The sequence below is a fragment of the Paenibacillus sp. NPDC056579 genome, assembly GCF_042793215.1.
Lineage (GTDB): Bacteria > Bacillota > Bacilli > Paenibacillales > NBRC-103111 > Paenibacillus_S.
The window spans coordinates 298,003-316,483 of the sequence record NZ_JBHTVD010000009.1 but is presented as its reverse complement, the minus strand read 5'-3'; the positions used below and the strand labels follow the sequence as shown (position 1 = coordinate 316,483).

The window sequence follows — 18,481 nt, the reverse complement described above, 5'->3', positions numbered from 1 at the left end:
TAAGTTGATGACCGAACCGTGTCCATTCTGCGAACCGCTGAAGAGTGACGAGATTGTGTTGGAAAGCGAATATTGCGTATTGATTACGAACAAGGATAAGGTGCTTGTCGGGTCCTGCATGATCATACCGAGGGTGCACCGGGAGACAGTATTCGATTTGACGGATGAGGAATTTAGGGATACCCGCGGTCTGCTGTTAAGAGCAAAGGCTTACCTGGATGAGCGGTACAAGCCTGACGGATATAATGTAGGGTGGAATAGCGGCGCGGTGGGCGGGCAGACGGTTTTACACGCTCATTTGCATGGGATTCCCCGTTTCAAAGACGAGCCATTTGCCGGGCAAGGCATTCGCCATCACTTAAAGCAAGAAGAGAACAGAAGACCTTGAGCCGTAGCATTTTGCATGATTTATGATCGGCAGACGAGGTGGTTTTGCCTATAGAAGCTGAAGTCTGCGGCTCTGGACGAAGAGAGGGATTTGTAGGGAAGAGACGGCAAGTTCCTCTCTAATTTATCCGTATTGCTCATTGACGCCGCAGGTGTTCAGTGTTATATTACGAATACATCCTTTAATTTGGTAGCATATTAGCGAACTAAAGCATTTGTGAACATTGTTAATATAGGCGGGTGAAGAGCGGTGTCGAAACCGAAAGTGTTTGAAAAACCGACTGGAGTCAAAGATTATCTTCCTGAAGCGGTAGCGAAGCTGCGCGCTATTGAAACGAACGTACTGCAATGTATGGAGCGTTGGGGGTACCGGGAGATCTTGACGCCTACCTTGGAATTTTACGATACCGTGGGAGTAGCGAGCTCTACGGAAGACCGCAAGCTGTTCAAGCTGCTCGACCGCAACGGAACGACATTGGTTATGCGGTCCGATATTACGGCTCCGATAGCGCGGGTGGTGTCGTCGCTGCTGAAGGACCAGCCGTTTCCTATCCGGCTCTCGTATCATGCGAATGTATTTCGCGCCTTCGAGGCGGAAGCGGGCAGAGACGCGGAATTTTTCCAGGCCGGCGTGGAGCTTGTAGGTGACGGCTCTTCGGAATCCGATGCGGAGGTTATCGCATTGGCGATTGCCAGCTTGCAGGCGGCAGGGGTACAGCAGTTCAAAATCGCCCTCGGTCACGTCGGTTTTCTAACCGGACTATTCAACGAAACGCTGCAGCACCGGACGGAAGCTCAGCAAGCGTTAAAGGAATGCCTGCTGAACCGGGACTACGTCGGCTATCGGGATACGATCAAGGGCCTTGGCCTCGACGCCGAAGTTCAACGGGAGCTGGAAGGGATATTGAGACTTCGCGGGGGGCAGGAGATTTGCGCGCAGGCGCAGCAGGTGACACACGATCCGATGGCGCAGCAATCAATCACCCATTTGTGCGAAGTGTGGGACGTGCTTGAAGCGTACGGCGTGAGCGAGCATGTGCTGATTGACTTAACGATGATTGGAGATTTCTCCTACTATACAGGTATGACGTTTGAAGGCTACGCTGCGGATCTCGGGTTCCCTGTATGCAGCGGAGGTCGGTACGACAATTTGCTGACGCAATTCGGTCGTCCGGCTCCGGCGACAGGGTTCGCGCTGAAAACGAACCGGATTATGGAGGTAGTCGGCAAGCAGGGGACAGTAGAGGCGCCTAGCAAGGTGCTGGTAGCTTATAAAGCACCTAACCGGGCCGAGGCGTTCGCCAAAGCTCAGGAGCTGCGGTCCCAAGGTGGCACGATGGTGGAAACGCGGTTATTGCAGGACGGATCGGATGAAATCGGATCGACGCGCAAGGAAGACGGAACGTATTTGGTCAACGGCACGGTCTACCGGGACGTCATCACGTTTAAATAAAGGAGCAGGGATATGCAGGATGTATTGAAAGTGGCGATGCCCAAAGGGCGCATCTACAAGCAGGCTTCCAAGCTTTTTCGTGACGCGGGCTATCCGATCCCTGAGGATATGGACGATTCGCGCAAGCTGATCATTCCGGTGCCGGAAGCAGGACTCGAATTCATCATGGCGAAGCCGGTCGACGTAGCGACGTATGTGGAATACGGCGTGGCAGACATTGGAGTCGTCGGCAAAGATGTCCTGATGGAGGAAAACCGTGATGTATACGAGCTGATCGACCTCGGAATCGCGCGCTGCCGGATGTCGGTCATCGGCCTTCCGGATTGGAAGCCGGTGCTGAATCCGCGTGTGGCGACGAAATATCCGAATGTGGCGTCGCAATATTTCCGTGAAAAAGGACAGCAGGTGGAAGTGATCAAACTGAACGGTTCCATCGAGCTGGCGCCTTTGATCGGCTTGGCGGACCGGATCGTCGATATGGTCGAGACGGGCCAGACCTTGAAGGAGAACGGACTGGTCGAGCAGGAGCAGATCTTCTCGATCACGAGCCGGCTGATTGCCAACAGGGTGAGCTACCGGATGAAAAATGAATCGATTCAAGCGCTGTGCGACAAGCTGCAGCAGCTGACGGCTTCCATTACTGCGAAATAATGCAAGTGTACGGATAGATGCGGGAGCAAGAACGAAGCGCGTAAGCAAGGACGGGAGCAATCACTGTAAAGGAAAAGGGGGAGCAGGCGATGAAAATTGTGCCGGCCAGCGAGTTCGCGCTGAAGCGCGAAGTGGAATACGGCTCGGAGGAACAGAACGAGCGGGTCAAAAGCATTATTGAGAGCGTGCGCCGCGAAGGCGACGCGGCGCTCAAGAGCTTCGCTCAGCAGTTCGACGGCGTAACCGTCGACGAGCTGCGCGTGAGCGAAGCCGAAATCGAGGCCGCCTATGCGTCGGTGGACGAGGAGTTTCTCGCTGCGATTCGGGAAGCAGCGGTCAATGTTCGCCGCTTCCACGAGAAGCAGAAGCGGACGTCCTGGATGGATCTGCAGCCCGACGGCAGCATCCTGGGACAAGTGATCCGGCCGCTGCGCCGGGTCGGGCTGTATGTGCCGGGCGGTAAGGCGGCGTATCCGTCGTCCGTCCTGATGAACGCGATTCCGGCCCAGGTTGCGGGCGTGCCGGAAATCGTGATGGTGACGCCGCCGGCGACGGCCGGGGTCGAGGGCATCGACCCTCACATCCTCGTGGCCGCAGCGGAAGCGGGCGTGCGCGAGATCTACCGCGTCGGCGGCGCGCAAGCTGTCGCAGCGCTCGCCTATGGCACGGAGTCGATCCCGGCGGCCGACAAAATCGTGGGCCCGGGTAACATCTACGTAGCCCTGGCCAAGCGGTACGTGTTCGGCGCGGTCGACATCGACAGCATCGCCGGCCCGAGCGAGATCGTCGTGCTGGCCGATGAGACGGCCGACGCCGCGTATGTGGCTGCGGACCTGCTGTCGCAGGCCGAGCACGACGAGATGGCGTCGGCGATTCTCATCACGCCGTCGCAAGCGCTCGCCGAAGCGGTGCAGGCGGAGGTAGCCCGCCAGCTTGAGACGCTGCCGAAGCGGGGCATCGCGGAGCAGTCGATCCGCGACTACGGGGCGATCCTCACGGTAGCGAGCCTCGAGGAGGGCGTGGACGCCGTGAACCGGCTTGCGCCGGAGCATCTCGAGGTCATCGTGAGCGAGCCGTTCCAATACTTGAGCGCCATCGAGAACGCAGGCGCGATCTTCCTCGGGCCGTACAGCTCGGAGCCCGTCGGAGACTATTTCGCCGGCCCGAACCATGTGCTGCCGACGAACGGGACGGCACGGTTCTCTTCTCCGCTCAACGTGGACGACTTCATGAAGAAGTCCAGCGTCATCTACTACAGCAAAGAAGCGCTGCTCCGGGACGGGGACAAAATTATTACGCTAGCTCGCCACGAAGGGCTCGAAGCCCACGCGAGGGCGATTCAAATACGACTCGAGAAAGAAGGGAATTCCCGTGGCTGACCAACAAACCAACGAGCGTTCGGCATCGATTGCCCGCAAAACGAATGAAACGGATATTCAATTGACGTTTAACGTAGACGGCTCCGGCGTATCGGAAATCGAGACGGACGTGCCGTTTTTAAACCATATGCTTGATTTGTTCACGAAGCACGGCCAATTCGACCTGAAGGTCAAAGCGATCGGCGACATCGACATCGATGACCACCACACGGTTGAAGATATCGGCATTTGTCTGGGTCACACTCTTCGCGAAGCGTTGGGCGACAAGAGAGGAATCAAGCGCTACGCGAACGTGTTCATTCCGATGGATGAAGCGCTGGCGCAAGTCGTTATCGACGTGAGCAACCGCCCTCACTTCGAATACCGGGCGCAGTATCCGTCGGCGCAAGTAGGCAGCTTCTCTACGGAGATGGTGCATGAGTTTCTGTGGAAGCTTGCTCTCGAGGCGCGCATAACGCTGCACGTCATCGTCCATTACGGGCAAAATACGCATCACATGATCGAAGCGGTATTCAAGGCGCTCGGCCGTGCGCTGGACGAAGCGACGAGCATCGATCCGCGCGTGAAAGGCGTGCCGTCGACGAAGGGAGTGCTGTAAGGATGATCGCCATCATCGACTACGGCATGGGCAACCTGCACAGCGTCAGCAAAGCGGTTGAACGGCTCGGCTTCGAAGCCGTCATCACCTCCGACGAGGCGCAGATCCTTGCCGCCGACGGAGCGATTTTGCCGGGCGTGGGCGCCTTCGGCGACGCCATGGAGCAGCTGCGCGCATCTGGCATGGATGGCGCGGTAGAACGATTCGCCGCAACCGGCAAGCCGCTGCTCGGCATCTGTCTCGGGATGCAGCTATTGTTCAGCAAGAGTGAGGAGCATGGCTCCCACGAGGGGCTGAATCTGCTGCCGGGTCAGGTCGTTCGCTTCCGCGGGAGCTACAAGGTGCCGCACATGGGCTGGAACCGGCTGCAGTTCAAGCAGCCAAGCCCGCTGTTCAGCGGCATCGAGGAAGGCCACGTCTACTTCGTGCACTCGTATCACGTGCAGCCGGAGCAGCCGTCGGACCTGCTGGCAACGACCGACTATCATCAGCAGGCAACCGCCATCGTAGGACGCGGCAATGTGTACGGCATGCAGTTTCACCCGGAGAAAAGCGGCATCATCGGAATGCAGCTGCTGGGCAATTTTCTCGCCTTGTGCAAACGATAAGAGCCCGAGCCGCGGCCCGGGGGCTTACTGCTTGTCTCCAGGAGCTGCAATCGAAATCACTAGCAACAGATATCATGGGAACGGGGGCTAACCAATGCTTGCCAAACGAATAATCCCTTGCCTGGACGTTAAAGACGGACGGGTCGTGAAGGGCGTCAACTTCGTGAATTTACGCGATGCGGGCGATCCGGTCGAGCTGGCGGCGATCTACGATCGGGAGGGAGCCGACGAGCTGGTATTTCTCGACATTTCGGCTTCCGTAGAAGGCCGGGCGACGATGGTCGAGGTGGTGAAGCAGACCGCAGGCGAAATTACGATTCCGTTTACGGTCGGCGGCGGCATATCGAGCGTGGACGACATGAAGCGGCTGCTCCGCGCCGGAGCCGATAAGATCGGCATTAACACGGCCGCGGTCCGAAATCCGGATCTGATCTCCGACGGTGCGAGAAAGTTCGGATCGCAGTGCATCGTGGTCGCTATCGACGCTCGTTACAACGAAGCTTGGGGCGAGTGGGAAGTGTTCACCCACGGCGGACGCAACGGCACCGGCATCAAGGCGCTGGAATGGGCGAAGCGGGCGGAGGAGCTGGGCGCCGGCGAAATCTTGCTGACGAGCATGGATGCCGACGGTACCAAGGACGGCTTCGATCTGCCGCTGACTCGCGCTGTATCCGAGCTGCTGACCATTCCGGTTATCGCGTCGGGCGGGGCCGGAACGAAGGACCACTTTTACGATGTGTTTGCTGAAGGCAAAGCGGATGCGGGATTGGCCGCAACGATTTTTCATTATAAAGAGCTTACGATTGGTGAGGTTAAAGACAACCTCCGGCAGAAAGGAGTCGAAGTGCGATGACAAACGAACAACAAGCTCCGCAATCCTGGGAAGAGCTGACGGCAGCGATAAAATGGGACGATCAAGGTCTCGTTCCCGCCATCGTTCAGGATGCGGCAAGCAAAGATGTATTGATGATGGCTTATATGAACCAAGAATCGCTGAGACTTACTCTGGAGTCAGGGGAAACGTGGTTCTGGAGCCGTTCCCGCAGCGAGCTGTGGCATAAAGGAGCGACATCCGGCCACATTCAGAAGGTGCGCTCGCTGAAATACGATTGCGACGGAGATACGCTGCTTGTGCTGGTGAACCAGACAGGACCGGCATGCCACACGGGGCAGTACAGCTGCTTCTTCAACGAAGTGCAGGTGGACGGTCAAGCTGCTTCCGCAGGGACTGCTGCTGCGGGCGATCGCTTCGCGATGCTGTCCAAGCTCGAATCGGTTATCGCCCAGCGCGATGTTGAGCGTCCTGAGGGTGCTTATACGACCTACCTGTTCGAGAAGGGAATCGATAAAATATTGAAAAAGGTCGGCGAAGAAACGGCCGAAGTCATTATCGCCGCCAAAAACCGCGACAATGACGAGCTCCGTTACGAAGCAAGCGACCTGATCTTCCATCTGATGGTGCTGCTGCGCGAAGCCAAGCTTCCTTTGGACGACGTCATGCGCGAATTAGATAACCGCCACAATTCCAAAAAATAATCGAAACCATCCCGCACCGTATCACGTATTGGGAAGCGTATGACAAATGACATGGCTGCCGAGTGACTATCGGTGCCGGACGAATGGGACGATACCAAAAAGGGCATAGAATAGTAGGCAACCCAAATGCTGGGCCGCTGAAGTTCATGCCCTTGCTCTGTGTCAAGAAGCCGCCCGGATCCAGCGGTTTTTGCTGGAATCTGTAACCGAAACTGGCAAAAAGGGCGCCGTTATGCAGGTTTTCCCTGCGATTTTCACGGAAATGCCTTTTTCTTAAACATTATTTTTCATGTATAATGAGGGTTGTGGACATTTTTATAGTATAATGACTCTTGATGTCAATAGATGCATCGGAACTGCAGCCCACATAATTTACGTAAACAATCCATAGCGGAGGTAACCTTTAACCATGTTTAGCGACAAATTGAAGATTTTTTCCGGATCATCCAACCCTAAGCTCGCAGAGAAAATCTGTAATGAGCTAGGCGTTTCACTCGGCCAAGTCAAGCTTTCCCGGTTCAAATGCGGGGAAATTTACTGCTGCTATGAAGAAACCATTCGGAACTGTGATGTGTTCTTGGTCCAAACGTTCTCCCATCCGATCAACGAGAATTTCATGGAGCTGTTGGTTATGATGGATGCGGCCAAGCGCGCGTCAGCCAGAACAATCAACCTTGTCGTACCTTACTATGGATATTCCCGTCAGGAACGGAAAGCGGCTCCACGGGAACCGATTTCCGCGAAATTGGTTGCTGATTTGCTCAATGCAGCCGGAGCGGACCGCGTTATTACCATTGACCTTCATGCGCCTGCAATTCAAGGCTTCTTCAACATTCCGGTCGACCATTTGACGGCTTTGGACTTGCTTAGCGCTCATATTAAACAAAAGCAAATCGATGACCTTATCGTCGTATCCCCGGACGCGGGCGGCGTGACTAGAGCTGAGAACCTTGCGAACGTGCTGGAAGCGCCCATCGCCATGATGTTCAAAAAGCGTTATGCGCACAACGAGGCGGTAGTGACTCACGTTATCGGTGATGTAAAAGGCAAAACACCGGTTATTTTCGAAGACTTGATCGATACCGGAACAACCATTGTCAATGTCGTGGAAGGGTTAAAGGAAAGAGGAGCGAACGACGTCTTCATCTGTGCGACTCATCCGGTATTCTCCGGACCGGCGCTGCAGCGTCTTGACCACCCGAACATTAGAGAAGTCGTCATTACCGACTCCATTGCGATTCCAGACGATCACTCCTCCCGTTTCCAGGTGCTTTCCGTAGCGGGACTGTTGTCCAATGCGATCCGGATTATTAAAGACGGCGGTTCGATCAGCTCTTTGTTCAAATACGGCGGGGTATAAACTGCAGTCGGAATAGATAGATTTAATTAAACACTCTTTATGGATTTGTTATCATTTATGCTATACTTTTCTTATCGAAATAACGCTGGTTTCCTTGTGAATTCCAGACGGAACCGGAGGTGCCTTACTTAATGGGGAAGAAAAAGCGTGCTGTCAGAACTCAACATAGCAACATTATCCCGGTGAAAATGGATGCCACGTTCTTTTTCGAACGAGCCGTGCAATCTTTGGACCGATATCATTACGATAAGGCATTAAAGTATTTTCGTCGCGCAGCCGATTACGAGCCGGAAAATCCGGTAAATCATTGTAACCTGGCCGGGCTTCTCTCAGAGATGGGAAATTACGAGGAATCCAACCGTATTCTTCAGCACGTGCTGGATCAGATCGATCCTACGATGACCGAATGCTACTTCTATATGGCGAACAATTTTGCCAATATGGAAAACTACGAGTCGGCGGAAAAAGCAATTATCCATTATTTGGAGAACGACCCAACAGGACAATTTCTCGAAGAATCCGAGGAAATGATCGAACTGCTCAGCTACGAGCTGGACCGTCCGACCAAGCTGACGTCGATCAAGAGCCGCGAAGGCATGTTTGAACACGACCGGGCGCGCAGTATGCTGGAGGAAGGCAAGTTCGGCGAGGCGGTTCGCATCCTGGAGAAGATTATTAAGAAGCACCCGGATTTTATGGCTGCGCGCAACAATTTGGCGTTGGCCTATTACTACATGGGGCATTTTGAAAAATCCGTTGAAATGATCAAGCAGGTATTGGAACTCGATCACGGCAATTTGCACGCGCTGTGCAATCTGGCGATCTTTTACCAGCATTTCGGCGATAAAGATAATTTGAAGGAACTGCTTGAGGTATTGCGCAAAACCTATCCTTTCCATCAGGATCATGTGTTTAAGCTGGCCACAACGATGGGCATCTTAAGTGAGCATGAAACGGCGTACCGTTTGTTCAAAAGGCTGCTGAAAACCGGCGAAGCGGGTCTCGACCCGTGCTTGTTCCACTATACGGCGGTGGCGGCTTACAATACGAAGCGATATAACGAAGCGGAGCGTCAATGGCGTCATGCGGATAAATTCGATCCGGGCTCGGAAATTCCGAAGTTTTACTTGAATTTGCTGGATAAATCGCGTCACGAGCAAGTAAAGCCGCCGGTCAGCTACCATTATCACCTTCCGTTCGAGGAACAATTCCGCGGATTGGAGAAGTCCGCCGAAGGACTGCCCGATCATTTGAAACGGGATCCTCTTGTGCGTTCGTCCTTTTTCTGGGCGCTGCGCCACGGCGACACGGAGACGAAGCTGCAAGTATTGCAGGCGTTCGGTCTCATTGGCGACAACGAGGTGAAGGATGCACTGCTGGAGTTTATTCAGGAGCCGCAGGAGAACGATTACTTGAAGAAGGTCGCTATCTTCGTGCTGCGCAGCATCGGGCTGAACGAGCCGGTGACCGCGGTGCTTGACGGCAATCGCCTGACGATTCCGGCATCGCCGTTTTCGCCGAATTTGCCTGTGTGGGAGCGTAAATGGCAGGATATTATGGACCGGTCGATGCAGGAAATGAGCCGCAGGTACGATATGGTGCAGCAGTACGATCTGCAGACATTGTGGGTCGAGTATTTATCGAGGGTATACCCGAGTGTGCCGAAAATTACCAAGACGGAGGGCTGGTCCGCCGCTCTGGAGTATTTGACGGCCAAGATGCACCGCCGCGCCATTTCGTTTCATGAGCTATCGCATCGTTACAACGTATCCGTCGCGACCATAAGCAAGAACGTGAAAATGATCGATGAGGCTTGCGGCATTCGCGAGAAAATGGAAGCCATTTTCCCGGCGTACGCAAACTTTGACCATAAATAAAGGAATACGCTCTTCAAGTCCGATGTTCCGAGCTTATGAAAATTCAGTTTTTTTCTTCTCGACAGTTGGGTAATACTTAAACTAATATTACGTGTTCAATAAGTTGGGATTCAGCTTTTTGAACAACCTCTGATAGAGAATCCATTAAGGAGTTAAGGAGGAACTGGATATGTACAAAGCCATAGTCATCGGAACCGGTCCTGCAGGGCTTACGGCGGCGATTTATTTGGCTCGCGCCAATCTGAGCCCGCTGGTTATCGAGGGTCCTGAGCCGGGCGGTCAGCTGACGACCACGACGGAGGTTGAGAACTTCCCGGGATTTCCGCAAGGCATTATGGGTCCTGAGCTGATGGACAATATGCGCAAGCAGGCGGAGCGGTTCGGAGCCGAGTTCAAAACCGGATGGGTCAACAAGGTCGATTTATCCAGTAGGCCGTTCAAGCTGACCGTAGAAGGGATAGGCGACATCGAATCCGAGAGCGTCATTATATCCACCGGAGCCTCAGCCAAGCTGCTCGGCATCGAGAACGAGAAGGAAAGCATAGGGCGCGGAGTAAGCACATGCGCGACCTGTGACGGATTTTTCTTCCGCGGCAAAAAAATTATCGTCGTGGGCGGCGGCGACTCGGCGATGGAAGAGGCGAACTTCCTGACCCGATTCGCATCGGAAGTGCAGTTGGTGCACCGGCGCAGCGAGCTCCGGGCTTCCAAAATCATGCAGGATCGCGCGCGCGACAACTCCAAAATATCGTGGAGCTTGAACCGGACGCCGCTCGCCGTCGTATCGGGAGATAAGGGCGTGACCGGCTTGAAGGTGAAAAACAACGAAACCGGTTCAGAGGAAATTATCGAGACGGACGGCATTTTCGTCGCTATCGGGCATACGCCGAATACAGGCTTCCTGGGCGGCCAGATTACGACCGACGATCACGGGTATATCGTAGTCAAACCGGGTACGACTCAAACGAACATCGAGGGCGTCTTTGCTTGCGGTGACGTACAGGACAGCAAATACCGCCAAGCGATAACGGCAGCCGGCAGCGGATGTATGGCGGCACTCGATTGCGAGAAGTTTTTGGAAGGCCATGCTGTACATGATTGGAGTCAAAGCTTGTAACATAACGAAACGTGGGACCGAAGTTCCACGTTTTTTCTGTGTGTAGGCTATCCGGCGTGGTATGAACTGGGGCGGATGTCATGATGAATCAGCCGGGGAAGGACGGGCAATTGTCATGAACGTTTTCTTGACCTGCCCGAAGGGTTGGCTTATAGTTGGAACTGAGAGCTTTTTTGCGTGATTATAGTTTATGAGGTGACTTGTATAATGGGAGAGAAAGTTTACGTTGGAGTCGATCTCGGAGGCACAGCCATCAAGGTAGGGCTTTGCGATGAAAATGGAATGCTGCTGCAGACGTTCGAAGGACCAACCGGAACAGAGCAAGGCGTTGATGTAGTTCTTGAAAACATTGCACAATACGTGCGCAAGCTGGTAGCGGATTCGCCTTACGAATGGGAACAGGTAGCAGGTATCGGAGCGGGCATCGCCGGCTTTATGGACATTCCGGAAGGCTTCATTAAGCTGTCCCCGAATTTGGGATGGCGCAACGTGCCCATCAAGAAAATCCTGGAGGAAAAGCTCGGCAAGACGGTCAAGATCGACAATGACGCCAACGTGGCCGCTTTGGGCGAAGCATGGGGAGGGGCAGGTAGAGGCATTCCTCATCTCGTATGCTACACGCTGGGCACAGGGGTTGGCGGCGGTGTTATTATAAACGGCAACATACATCAAGGCTTTAACGGCATGGCGGGCGAGCTAGGCCATATGACCGTCGTACCTGATCTGGAAGCCATCAACTGCGCTTGCGGTCTGAAAGGCTGTCTCGAAACGGTATCGTCGGCAACCGGCATTATTCGTATGGCTAAGGAAGCGGTGGAGCGCGGCGAGCATACTTCGCTGGCGCTGGTTGAGAACATTATGGCCAAGGATGTGTTCGACGCGGCCAAATCGGGAGATGAAGTAGCGCTCCGCATTATTAATCGCGCTGCGCTCTATTTGGGCAAATCGATGGCGACCGTATCCATTGTTTTGAACCCGCAGCGGTTTATTATCGGCGGCGGCGTATCGAAAGCCGGAGATATTTTGTTCGATGCCATTCGCGGCTATTACAACGAGTATGCTCAAGAGTCCGCTAAGGAAGGCGTAGAGATCGTTCCGGCTACACTTGGCAACGATGCCGGTGTTGTGGGAGCGGCAGGATTGAACTTGCGTTCCTAATTTTTGGTTGGTTCATAGATTTAGGCTGGATGGATCCATTATTTATTGTTTCATGGAACAACATATTTTATTCGGTAATGTCGAGCAACCGGTCAAGGTGGATTAACAACCTGGAGGTGGAACACCCATGGAAGAGATGCATACTTTAGGCAAACTGGTTATTATCACCGGCATGTCAGGTGCAGGCAAGACGATAGCCGTGCAAAGCTTGGAGGACTTGGGCTTTTTTTGCGTGGATAACCTGCCTCCTGTACTGATTCCGAAATTTGCGGAGCTCATAGAGCAATCCAAGGGCCGAATCGGTAAGGTCGCCTTGGTTATCGATTTGAGAGGAAGAGAATTCTTCACTTCCTTATCCGAGTCGCTCCGGTATATTCGGGAAAATCAGTCGCTTACGTATGAAATTTTGTTCCTCGATGCGACGGACGCTATCCTCGTTCAACGGTATAAGGAAAGCCGCCGTAAGCATCCGCTGGCTCCGACGGGCGCACCGCTCGAAGGTATTGTGCAGGAGCGCAAGCTGCTTGAGGAGCTGAAAGGGATGGCGACGCAGGTCATCGATACGAGCAGCTTGAAGCCTGCACAACTGAAGGAGCGGATCGTATCGCGATTCACGAATCTCGAGTCCGACGGCATCTCCATCAACGTCATATCCTTCGGCTTCAAATATGGCGTGCCGATCGATGCGGACCTGATCTTCGACGTGCGGTTCCTTCCGAATCCGCACTATGTGGAGACTCTGCGCCCTAATACGGGCCAGGATCCGGAAGTGTACGATTATGTTATGAAATGGAATGAGACGCAGGAGTTTCTTACTAAGCTGCTGGATATGCTGAACTTTCTCGTGCCTCAATACAAAAAGGAAGGGAAGAGTCAGGTCGTGGTCGGTATCGGCTGTACAGGCGGCAAGCATCGCTCCGTCGCCATCGCCGAATATTTGGGCAAAGTGATGGGCAACAGCGAGACGGAAACGGTACGCGTCAGCCATCGTGACTCCGAACGGGACAGGGTAGAGGTGAAGAAATGACCCCAGACAGCATGGAAAGCGACCGCCCGCGCATTGTCGTTATCGGCGGTGGAACGGGGCTGTCCGTTATGCTTCGAGGCTTGAAGGAAAAGCCGATAGACATAACGGCGATCGTTACGGTTGCTGATGACGGGGGGAGCTCCGGTATTCTCCGATCAGAATTGGAGATGGTGCCGCCGGGCGATATCCGTAATGTGCTCACCGCCTTGGCCGATGTAGAGCCGCTGCTCGGCAAAATGCTCGAATATCGTTTCGAGAAAGGCCAGGGATTGGCGGGGCACAGTTTGGGCAATCTAATTTTGGCAGCAATGAGGGATATTACCGGTGATTTTGTCGCCGGCGTGCGTGAGATGAGCCGTGTGTTCGCTGTGAGGGGCCGTGTGCTTCCCGCAGCGAATCACGCCATTGTACTGAAGGCCGAAATGGAGGACGGCACCATCGTCGAGGGTGAGTCCAAAATTCCGAAGTCGGGCAAAGTGATCAAGCGGGTGTTTATCGAGCCGTCGAACGTGCAGCCATTGGACGAAGCGGTGGATGCGCTGAAGAAAGCCGATGCCATTCTTGTCGGGCCGGGCAGCTTGTACACCAGCATTATGCCGAATTTGCTTGTGCCGGAAATCGCGCGCACCATTGTGGAATCGCAGGCGCTGAAGATGTTCGTATGCAACGTGATGACACAGCCCGGCGAAACGGATAATTACTCGGTTAGCGACCATTTGCAAGCCATGTACAATCACGTAGGCCACCATTTGTTCGATTATATTATCGTCAACAATGGGGATATTCCTCCTCAGGTTCAGAAGCGATATGCCGAGAAGGGCGCGCGAGTCGTCCCTCTCGATCTGGAAGAGGTTACGAGTCGAGGCTATAAAGTAATAGCGGATCAATTGGTTTTATTCCGAACGTATTTGCGTCACGATGCAGAAAAACTAAGCCAACACATTTATCAACTGGTGGAGAGCTGGATGCTCAAGAAGAGGTGATAAGCCCATGTCCTTCGCCGCACAAACGAAAAAAGAACTTACCATGATCCAATCCGATGATTGCTGTGAAATCGCTGAGCTGTCCGCGCTCATTCGCATGAACGGGTCCGTTCAGCTGACCAACCAGCGTATCGTATTGGATGTTTCAACCGAGAATGCGGCTATCGCACGTCGGATGTACTCGTTGTTAAAGAAGAAATTTCGCGTTCATACCGAGCTGCTTGTACGCAAAAAGATGCGGTTGAAAAAAAATAACGTCTACATCGTCCGGGTACCGAATCAGGTACAGGAGATTTTGTCGGAGCTGCACATCGTTTCGGAAGGATTTATCTTTACTCCGGGAATAGAGCGGGCTATTATTCAGGAGGACTGCTGCAAACGCGCTTATTTGCGCGGAGCCTTCCTCGCAGGGGGCTCGGTCAACAATCCCGAAGGCTCCTCCTATCACCTGGAGATCTCCTCGATGTACGAGGAGCACTGTCAGGCTCTGTGCGATCTGGCCAACGAGTTTGATTTGAACGCCCGGTGCATCGAACGGAAAAAAGGCTTTGTCTTCTACATCAAAGAAGGCGAGAAAATCATCGAATTTCTCAACCTGATCGGCGCGCATCAAGCGCTTCTACGGTTCGAGGATGTGCGGATCATGAAAGATATGCGTAATTCCGTCAACCGGCTGGTCAATTGCGAAACGGCTAATTTGAATAAAACGATCGGTGCCGCCGTTAGGCAGATCGATAACATTCGGCTGCTGCAAAAAGAAATCGGTCTCGAAAATCTGCCCGAGAAGCTGCGCGAGGTCGCGGAAATCCGTCTCATGCACCCGGACATGAACCTGAAGGAAGTCGGCGACTTGCTAAAGGGAGCCGTCAGTAAATCGGGGGTCAATCACCGGTTGCGTAAAATCGACGAGCTTGCCGAGAAAATCCGCAGATCATAAGTGTTTGGGCGGAAATATAGATTTTTTGTGTAATTTTAGGATACTCCTAGTGTAACCCATGGAAAAATGGTATAATGGATGAAAAATCGCTTTTTCATATGGTCATTTATGTAAATGGTCATTTGCAATTAAGATAGTAGGGGGTATGGGTTGGAATGTCGAAACGCCCAGTAGTTGTAAAGTTGAAAACAGGCCTTCATGCCAGACCAGCGGCACTTTTTGTTCAGGAAGCGAATAAGTTTTCTTCCGAAATCTTCGTGGAGAAGGACGAGAAGAAAGTTAACGCCAAAAGTATCATGGGTATCATGAGCTTAGCAATCAGCACCGGTACTGAAGTTTACATTAGCGCTGAAGGTTCGGACGCCGAGCAGGCTGTAAACGCTTTAGTCGCATTGGTCAGCAAAGAGGAACTCGAAAACCAATAATACCTGCTATACGCTTCGGATGAAGCCGTTTTAAGGTGCTTGCTTCTTGCTGTTTTCCCTCTTTTTGTCCATTTTATGAAATGGCATATGATGGTTGGATTGGGATACTCGTAAAAGCGCAACCTTTTCTTTAGTTGAGCGTCTATAATGACGTGTCTTCTGTAGGAAAGGTTTTTTGCTGTGCTTATTTTTTATTCATAAAAGGAGTTCGAGAGAGAATGAACCAGATGAAAAAAGAAGTGTCTTTGATGATGATCATCGCCCTGCTGTGCACGGTTCTCTTTACTCCGCTGGCTATGGCGCAAGGCGTATCGTCGGCTTCGACGCACGTATTGCTCTATGTCGATAAGACGGAGGCTTTTTTGAACGGCAAGCAGGTCACGCTAGAATCTCCTGCAACGATCATTAAAGACAAAATGTTTGTTCCCGCCAAGTTTTTGGGAGATGCAATGGGCTTGAAGGTAGAATGGAATGAGAAGACACGCCAGATTGAAATGGTAACGCCAGGCTACAACATTGTGCTCGATAGCGACCGGAAATCCGTGTGGATTAACGGCATGATGGAACCGTTCGATTCCGTGGCGGCTATTAGCCCGGAAGGCAAACTGCTGATCAAGCTGACCTGGTTGGCTGATTATATGGGTGCGAGATACACGTACAACGACGAGCTGAGACGTGTGGAGGTTCTTCATACGAAAACACCGGATGGGGTGTACATACCGAATTCCGGCAACTCCAAACCGGTAGCGAAATTCGCTTTCGGCAAAGAGACGTATCGTCTGGGCGAGCCGGTCAAGTACATCGATTTAAGCTATGACCCGGATGCGGAAGGGATCGCCAGATACGAATGGAAAGGCAACCAGGAGGCGTTCTTCACGCCGGGGACCTATCCTATTACATTGACGGTTTGGGACGCCCACGGCAATCAGAGTACGGCGTACACGCGCAATATTACCATCGGAACGGAAACGTATTTGAACGCGGTGGAATATCCGATCTATACGAAGCCTCCGGGCAGCTATATCAAGACGGATTGGAGCATGATCTGGGGCAACTTCTGGAAACTGCCGGAGCTTCCTAAGCAAGTGACGTCGGATTCCTCGAGAAAGCTGCTTGTCAGCGACAGTCCTGAAGAGTTTACGGAAAAAGGCATCTTGTACCAAGATAAAGTGAACGGCAAAGGAAGATTGTATGCCGATCATATCAACGGTACGAAGGAAAAAGTGACGATGGCTATCTTGGCCAGAAATACGACCGATAAGCCGGTAAAAATCAAAACGACCAACAAGGGCGAAGTATTCCCGTCCGTGTATGCGAATTTGATCGGCAACGAAGCTTCCGTCGATTTCCTGATGAACGATACGTACAACGAAGAAATGACGGTACCGCCGAAGCAGACGTTCATTTATTCGCAAATGCCGGACTTCTACCCGGCACAAGGCGTTAACTTGTTCTACGACGTAGAAACCGACGGTGAGATTGAATTCTCGTTCGTCGCAACGGATAAAATTACGCAGGATACGCTGAAGCTCCCTCTGCTGCCGTTCACCGGACACGTCCGCGGATCGTTCCCGGTATCCGAGGTGAAGTGGAATGTGGATGCAAGCTCGTTTACTACACCGTCTCGCCTCATTATCGGCGATGGCAAGAGCGATCCGTTCCAGCCGGGCTACGATACGATGCGTAAACAAAATGTCACGAACGACGGCAACTATGGCGTCGTGTACAAAATTCATGCCGATAAGCCGCGCAAAATGGCTATCATGATCCAGCCTCTGGGCGGCGTGTTCAAAGGCCCGTTCAAAATTAACGGGGAAATGCATTTGGTGCCGCAGTCCGGCGTGCTGACCGCATTTGACGGCATGCAGATTCTGGCGAAAACTACGGGCGAGGAAGATTCGCTCGACATCGAATTTACGCCTCCGGCCGGCTCGGCCTTCCCGATCGACCTGATCTTCTATCCTTTGGAAGATAAGAAGTAAGAAGAGGGGGAAGTTGCAAAAGCGTGGTGCTCCAGAGAGGGGTATGCTTCCGGTCGCTGTTGAAATCATGAATAGGGATTATCCGCAATTGTGGTGTATTCATGATTTCAAAGGCAAACACTTCGTTCCTGCAGCAAATCCCTTCTCCTCCGCTCACGCTTTTCAACTTTCAAGAGTAATAAAGCGAAAAAGTCCAGTCTGTATTATTGCAGACTGGACTTTTTTTCGTTACGCGGCTGATGAGCCGTAAACCGACCTACAGCTCGCGCCAAACAAAAAAAGCCCGTGCTGCAAGCGGGATAACCAGCTTACAGCACGGGCTTCCAAAGCTGCATCGAGTACGTTATACGCGCTCGATGACTTTATCGATCAAGCCGTACGCGGCCGCTTCTTCGGCATACATGAAGTTATCGCGATCGGTATCTTTCTCGATTTGTTCAAACGATTGGCCAGTGCGCTCGGCCAAAATGTGGTTCAGCTTGTCGCGCATTTTCAAGATGCGCTTCGCGCGGATCTCGATATCGCTTGCTTGCCCTTCGGCGCCTCCGAGCGGCTGGTGAATCATGACTTCGCTGTTCGGCAGCGCGAAGCGTTTGCCTTTGGCGCCTGCCGCCAGCAGGAACGCTCCCATGGAAGCGGCCATACCTACGCAGATCGTGGACACGTCCGGCTTGATGAACTGCATGGTATCATAGATGGCCATCCCCGCAGTGATGGAGCCGCCCGGGCTGTTAATATATAAGTGAATATCTTTATCCGGATCTTGTGCGGCCAGGAACAACAGTTGGGCAATAATAGCATTGGCCACAACGTCATTAACCGGAGTCCCTAGAAAAATAATGCGATCCTTCAGCAAGCGGGAGTAAATGTCATAAGCGCGCTCTCCTCTTGCATCCGGTTCTACGACCATTGGAATGAAACTCATAAGCTGCAGCCTCCTTAAATTTCATATATGGTAACACTATAACCATCATAGCGCAAAAGCAAACTAAGGTCAAGAAAG

The 18,481-nt window shown here is 52.8% G+C and carries 18 protein-coding genes; 17 read left to right on the top strand and 1 reads right to left on the bottom strand.

Annotation, left to right across the window (positions count from 1 at the left end):
- Positions 1-7 precede the first annotated feature (7 nt).
- From ACFQ88_RS29730 to ACFQ88_RS29650, 17 genes are all read left to right on the top strand, one after another.
- A complete protein-coding gene (locus ACFQ88_RS29730) occupies positions 8-388 on the top strand; it encodes an HIT family protein (RefSeq protein WP_379460032.1) in 381 nt (126 codons plus the stop codon).
- A gap of 249 nt (positions 389-637) precedes the next feature.
- Positions 638-1,840: an ATP phosphoribosyltransferase regulatory subunit gene (locus ACFQ88_RS29725; protein ID WP_379460030.1), complete on the top strand. Its 1,203-nt coding sequence runs from the start codon at positions 638-640 to the stop codon at positions 1,838-1,840.
- A 12-nt stretch (positions 1,841-1,852) separates the two neighbouring features.
- The gene (hisG, locus tag ACFQ88_RS29720) at positions 1,853-2,491 is read left to right on the top strand and encodes an ATP phosphoribosyltransferase (protein ID WP_239630374.1); all 639 of its coding nucleotides are present in this window, start codon (positions 1,853-1,855) and stop codon (positions 2,489-2,491) included.
- 89 nt (positions 2,492-2,580) lie between these two features.
- Positions 2,581-3,870, top strand: coding sequence for a histidinol dehydrogenase (hisD, locus tag ACFQ88_RS29715; protein ID WP_239630373.1), 1,290 nt, complete (start codon positions 2,581-2,583; stop codon positions 3,868-3,870).
- On the top strand, positions 3,863-4,468 hold the full coding sequence (hisB, locus tag ACFQ88_RS29710; protein WP_239630372.1) for an imidazoleglycerol-phosphate dehydratase HisB: 606 nt from the start codon (positions 3,863-3,865) through the stop codon (positions 4,466-4,468). Before hisD ends, hisB begins: the two co-directional genes overlap by 8 nt.
- Positions 4,469-4,470: 2 nt before the next feature.
- Complete coding sequence (hisH, locus tag ACFQ88_RS29705) at positions 4,471-5,076, top strand: imidazole glycerol phosphate synthase subunit HisH (RefSeq protein ID WP_379460069.1); 606 nt, start codon at positions 4,471-4,473, stop codon at positions 5,074-5,076.
- Between the two features lie 94 nt (positions 5,077-5,170).
- On the top strand, positions 5,171-5,929 hold the full coding sequence (gene hisF / locus ACFQ88_RS29700) for an imidazole glycerol phosphate synthase subunit HisF (protein ID WP_239630371.1): 759 nt from the start codon (positions 5,171-5,173) through the stop codon (positions 5,927-5,929).
- Positions 5,926-6,612, top strand: coding sequence for a bifunctional phosphoribosyl-AMP cyclohydrolase/phosphoribosyl-ATP diphosphatase HisIE (hisIE, locus tag ACFQ88_RS29695; RefSeq protein WP_379460026.1), 687 nt, complete (start codon positions 5,926-5,928; stop codon positions 6,610-6,612). Before hisF ends, hisIE begins: the two co-directional genes overlap by 4 nt.
- Before the next feature lie 409 nt (positions 6,613-7,021).
- On the top strand, positions 7,022-7,972 hold the full coding sequence (locus ACFQ88_RS29690; protein WP_239630369.1) for a ribose-phosphate diphosphokinase: 951 nt from the start codon (positions 7,022-7,024) through the stop codon (positions 7,970-7,972).
- 131 nt (positions 7,973-8,103) lie between these two features.
- The gene (locus tag ACFQ88_RS29685; protein WP_239630368.1) at positions 8,104-9,849 is read left to right on the top strand and encodes a tetratricopeptide repeat protein; all 1,746 of its coding nucleotides are present in this window, start codon (positions 8,104-8,106) and stop codon (positions 9,847-9,849) included.
- A 169-nt stretch (positions 9,850-10,018) separates the two neighbouring features.
- Positions 10,019-10,966, top strand: a complete 948-nt coding sequence (gene trxB / locus ACFQ88_RS29680) for a thioredoxin-disulfide reductase (RefSeq protein ID WP_379459970.1) — start codon at positions 10,019-10,021, stop codon at positions 10,964-10,966.
- Between the two features lie 207 nt (positions 10,967-11,173).
- Positions 11,174-12,124 (top strand): ROK family glucokinase, encoded by a 951-nt coding sequence (locus ACFQ88_RS29675; RefSeq protein ID WP_239630366.1) that lies wholly within the window; start codon positions 11,174-11,176, stop codon positions 12,122-12,124.
- A 127-nt stretch (positions 12,125-12,251) separates the two neighbouring features.
- Entirely contained in the window at positions 12,252-13,151 is a 900-nt protein-coding gene (gene rapZ, locus ACFQ88_RS29670) for an RNase adapter RapZ (protein WP_239630365.1), read from the top strand.
- On the top strand, positions 13,148-14,134 hold the full coding sequence (locus ACFQ88_RS29665; RefSeq protein ID WP_239630364.1) for a gluconeogenesis factor YvcK family protein: 987 nt from the start codon (positions 13,148-13,150) through the stop codon (positions 14,132-14,134). The genes rapZ and ACFQ88_RS29665 overlap by 4 nt, the downstream gene beginning before the upstream one ends.
- Positions 14,135-14,141: 7 nt before the next feature.
- Entirely contained in the window at positions 14,142-15,071 is a 930-nt protein-coding gene (gene whiA, locus ACFQ88_RS29660) for a DNA-binding protein WhiA (RefSeq protein ID WP_239630363.1), read from the top strand.
- A gap of 155 nt (positions 15,072-15,226) precedes the next feature.
- A complete protein-coding gene (locus ACFQ88_RS29655; protein ID WP_028548982.1) occupies positions 15,227-15,496 on the top strand; it encodes an HPr family phosphocarrier protein in 270 nt (89 codons plus the stop codon).
- A 218-nt stretch (positions 15,497-15,714) separates the two neighbouring features.
- Entirely contained in the window at positions 15,715-17,478 is a 1,764-nt protein-coding gene (locus tag ACFQ88_RS29650; RefSeq protein WP_379459966.1) for a stalk domain-containing protein, read from the top strand.
- Between the two features lie 343 nt (positions 17,479-17,821).
- Here ACFQ88_RS29650 and clpP read toward each other — a convergent pair whose 3' ends face one another.
- Positions 17,822-18,403 (bottom strand): ATP-dependent Clp endopeptidase proteolytic subunit ClpP, encoded by a 582-nt coding sequence (gene clpP, locus ACFQ88_RS29645; RefSeq protein WP_239630361.1) that lies wholly within the window; start codon positions 18,401-18,403, stop codon positions 17,822-17,824.
- Between the last annotated feature and the right edge of the window lie 78 nt (positions 18,404-18,481).

Bases quoted from the DNA above. Each gene is read 5' to 3' on its own strand.
- ACFQ88_RS29730 (WP_379460032.1), top strand. From the start codon at position 8: ATGACCGAACCGTGTCCATTCTGCGAACCGCTGAAGAGTGACGAGATT.
- hisG (WP_239630374.1), top strand. From the start codon at position 1,853: ATGCAGGATGTATTGAAAGTGGCGATGCCCAAAGGGCGCATCTACAAG.
- hisD (WP_239630373.1), top strand. From the start codon at position 2,581: ATGAAAATTGTGCCGGCCAGCGAGTTCGCGCTGAAGCGCGAAGTGGAA.
- hisH (WP_379460069.1), top strand. From the start codon at position 4,471: ATGATCGCCATCATCGACTACGGCATGGGCAACCTGCACAGCGTCAGC.
- hisF (WP_239630371.1), top strand. From the start codon at position 5,171: ATGCTTGCCAAACGAATAATCCCTTGCCTGGACGTTAAAGACGGACGG.
- hisIE (WP_379460026.1), top strand. From the start codon at position 5,926: ATGACAAACGAACAACAAGCTCCGCAATCCTGGGAAGAGCTGACGGCA.
- ACFQ88_RS29690 (WP_239630369.1), top strand. From the start codon at position 7,022: ATGTTTAGCGACAAATTGAAGATTTTTTCCGGATCATCCAACCCTAAG.
- ACFQ88_RS29685 (WP_239630368.1), top strand. From the start codon at position 8,104: ATGGGGAAGAAAAAGCGTGCTGTCAGAACTCAACATAGCAACATTATC.
- trxB (WP_379459970.1), top strand. From the start codon at position 10,019: ATGTACAAAGCCATAGTCATCGGAACCGGTCCTGCAGGGCTTACGGCG.
- ACFQ88_RS29675 (WP_239630366.1), top strand. From the start codon at position 11,174: ATGGGAGAGAAAGTTTACGTTGGAGTCGATCTCGGAGGCACAGCCATC.
- rapZ (WP_239630365.1), top strand. From the start codon at position 12,252: ATGGAAGAGATGCATACTTTAGGCAAACTGGTTATTATCACCGGCATG.
- ACFQ88_RS29665 (WP_239630364.1), top strand. From the start codon at position 13,148: ATGACCCCAGACAGCATGGAAAGCGACCGCCCGCGCATTGTCGTTATC.
- whiA (WP_239630363.1), top strand. From the start codon at position 14,142: ATGTCCTTCGCCGCACAAACGAAAAAAGAACTTACCATGATCCAATCC.
- ACFQ88_RS29655 (WP_028548982.1), top strand. From the start codon at position 15,227: ATGTCGAAACGCCCAGTAGTTGTAAAGTTGAAAACAGGCCTTCATGCC.
- ACFQ88_RS29650 (WP_379459966.1), top strand. From the start codon at position 15,715: ATGAACCAGATGAAAAAAGAAGTGTCTTTGATGATGATCATCGCCCTG.
- clpP (WP_239630361.1), bottom strand. From the start codon at position 18,403: ATGAGTTTCATTCCAATGGTCGTAGAACCGGATGCAAGAGGAGAGCGC.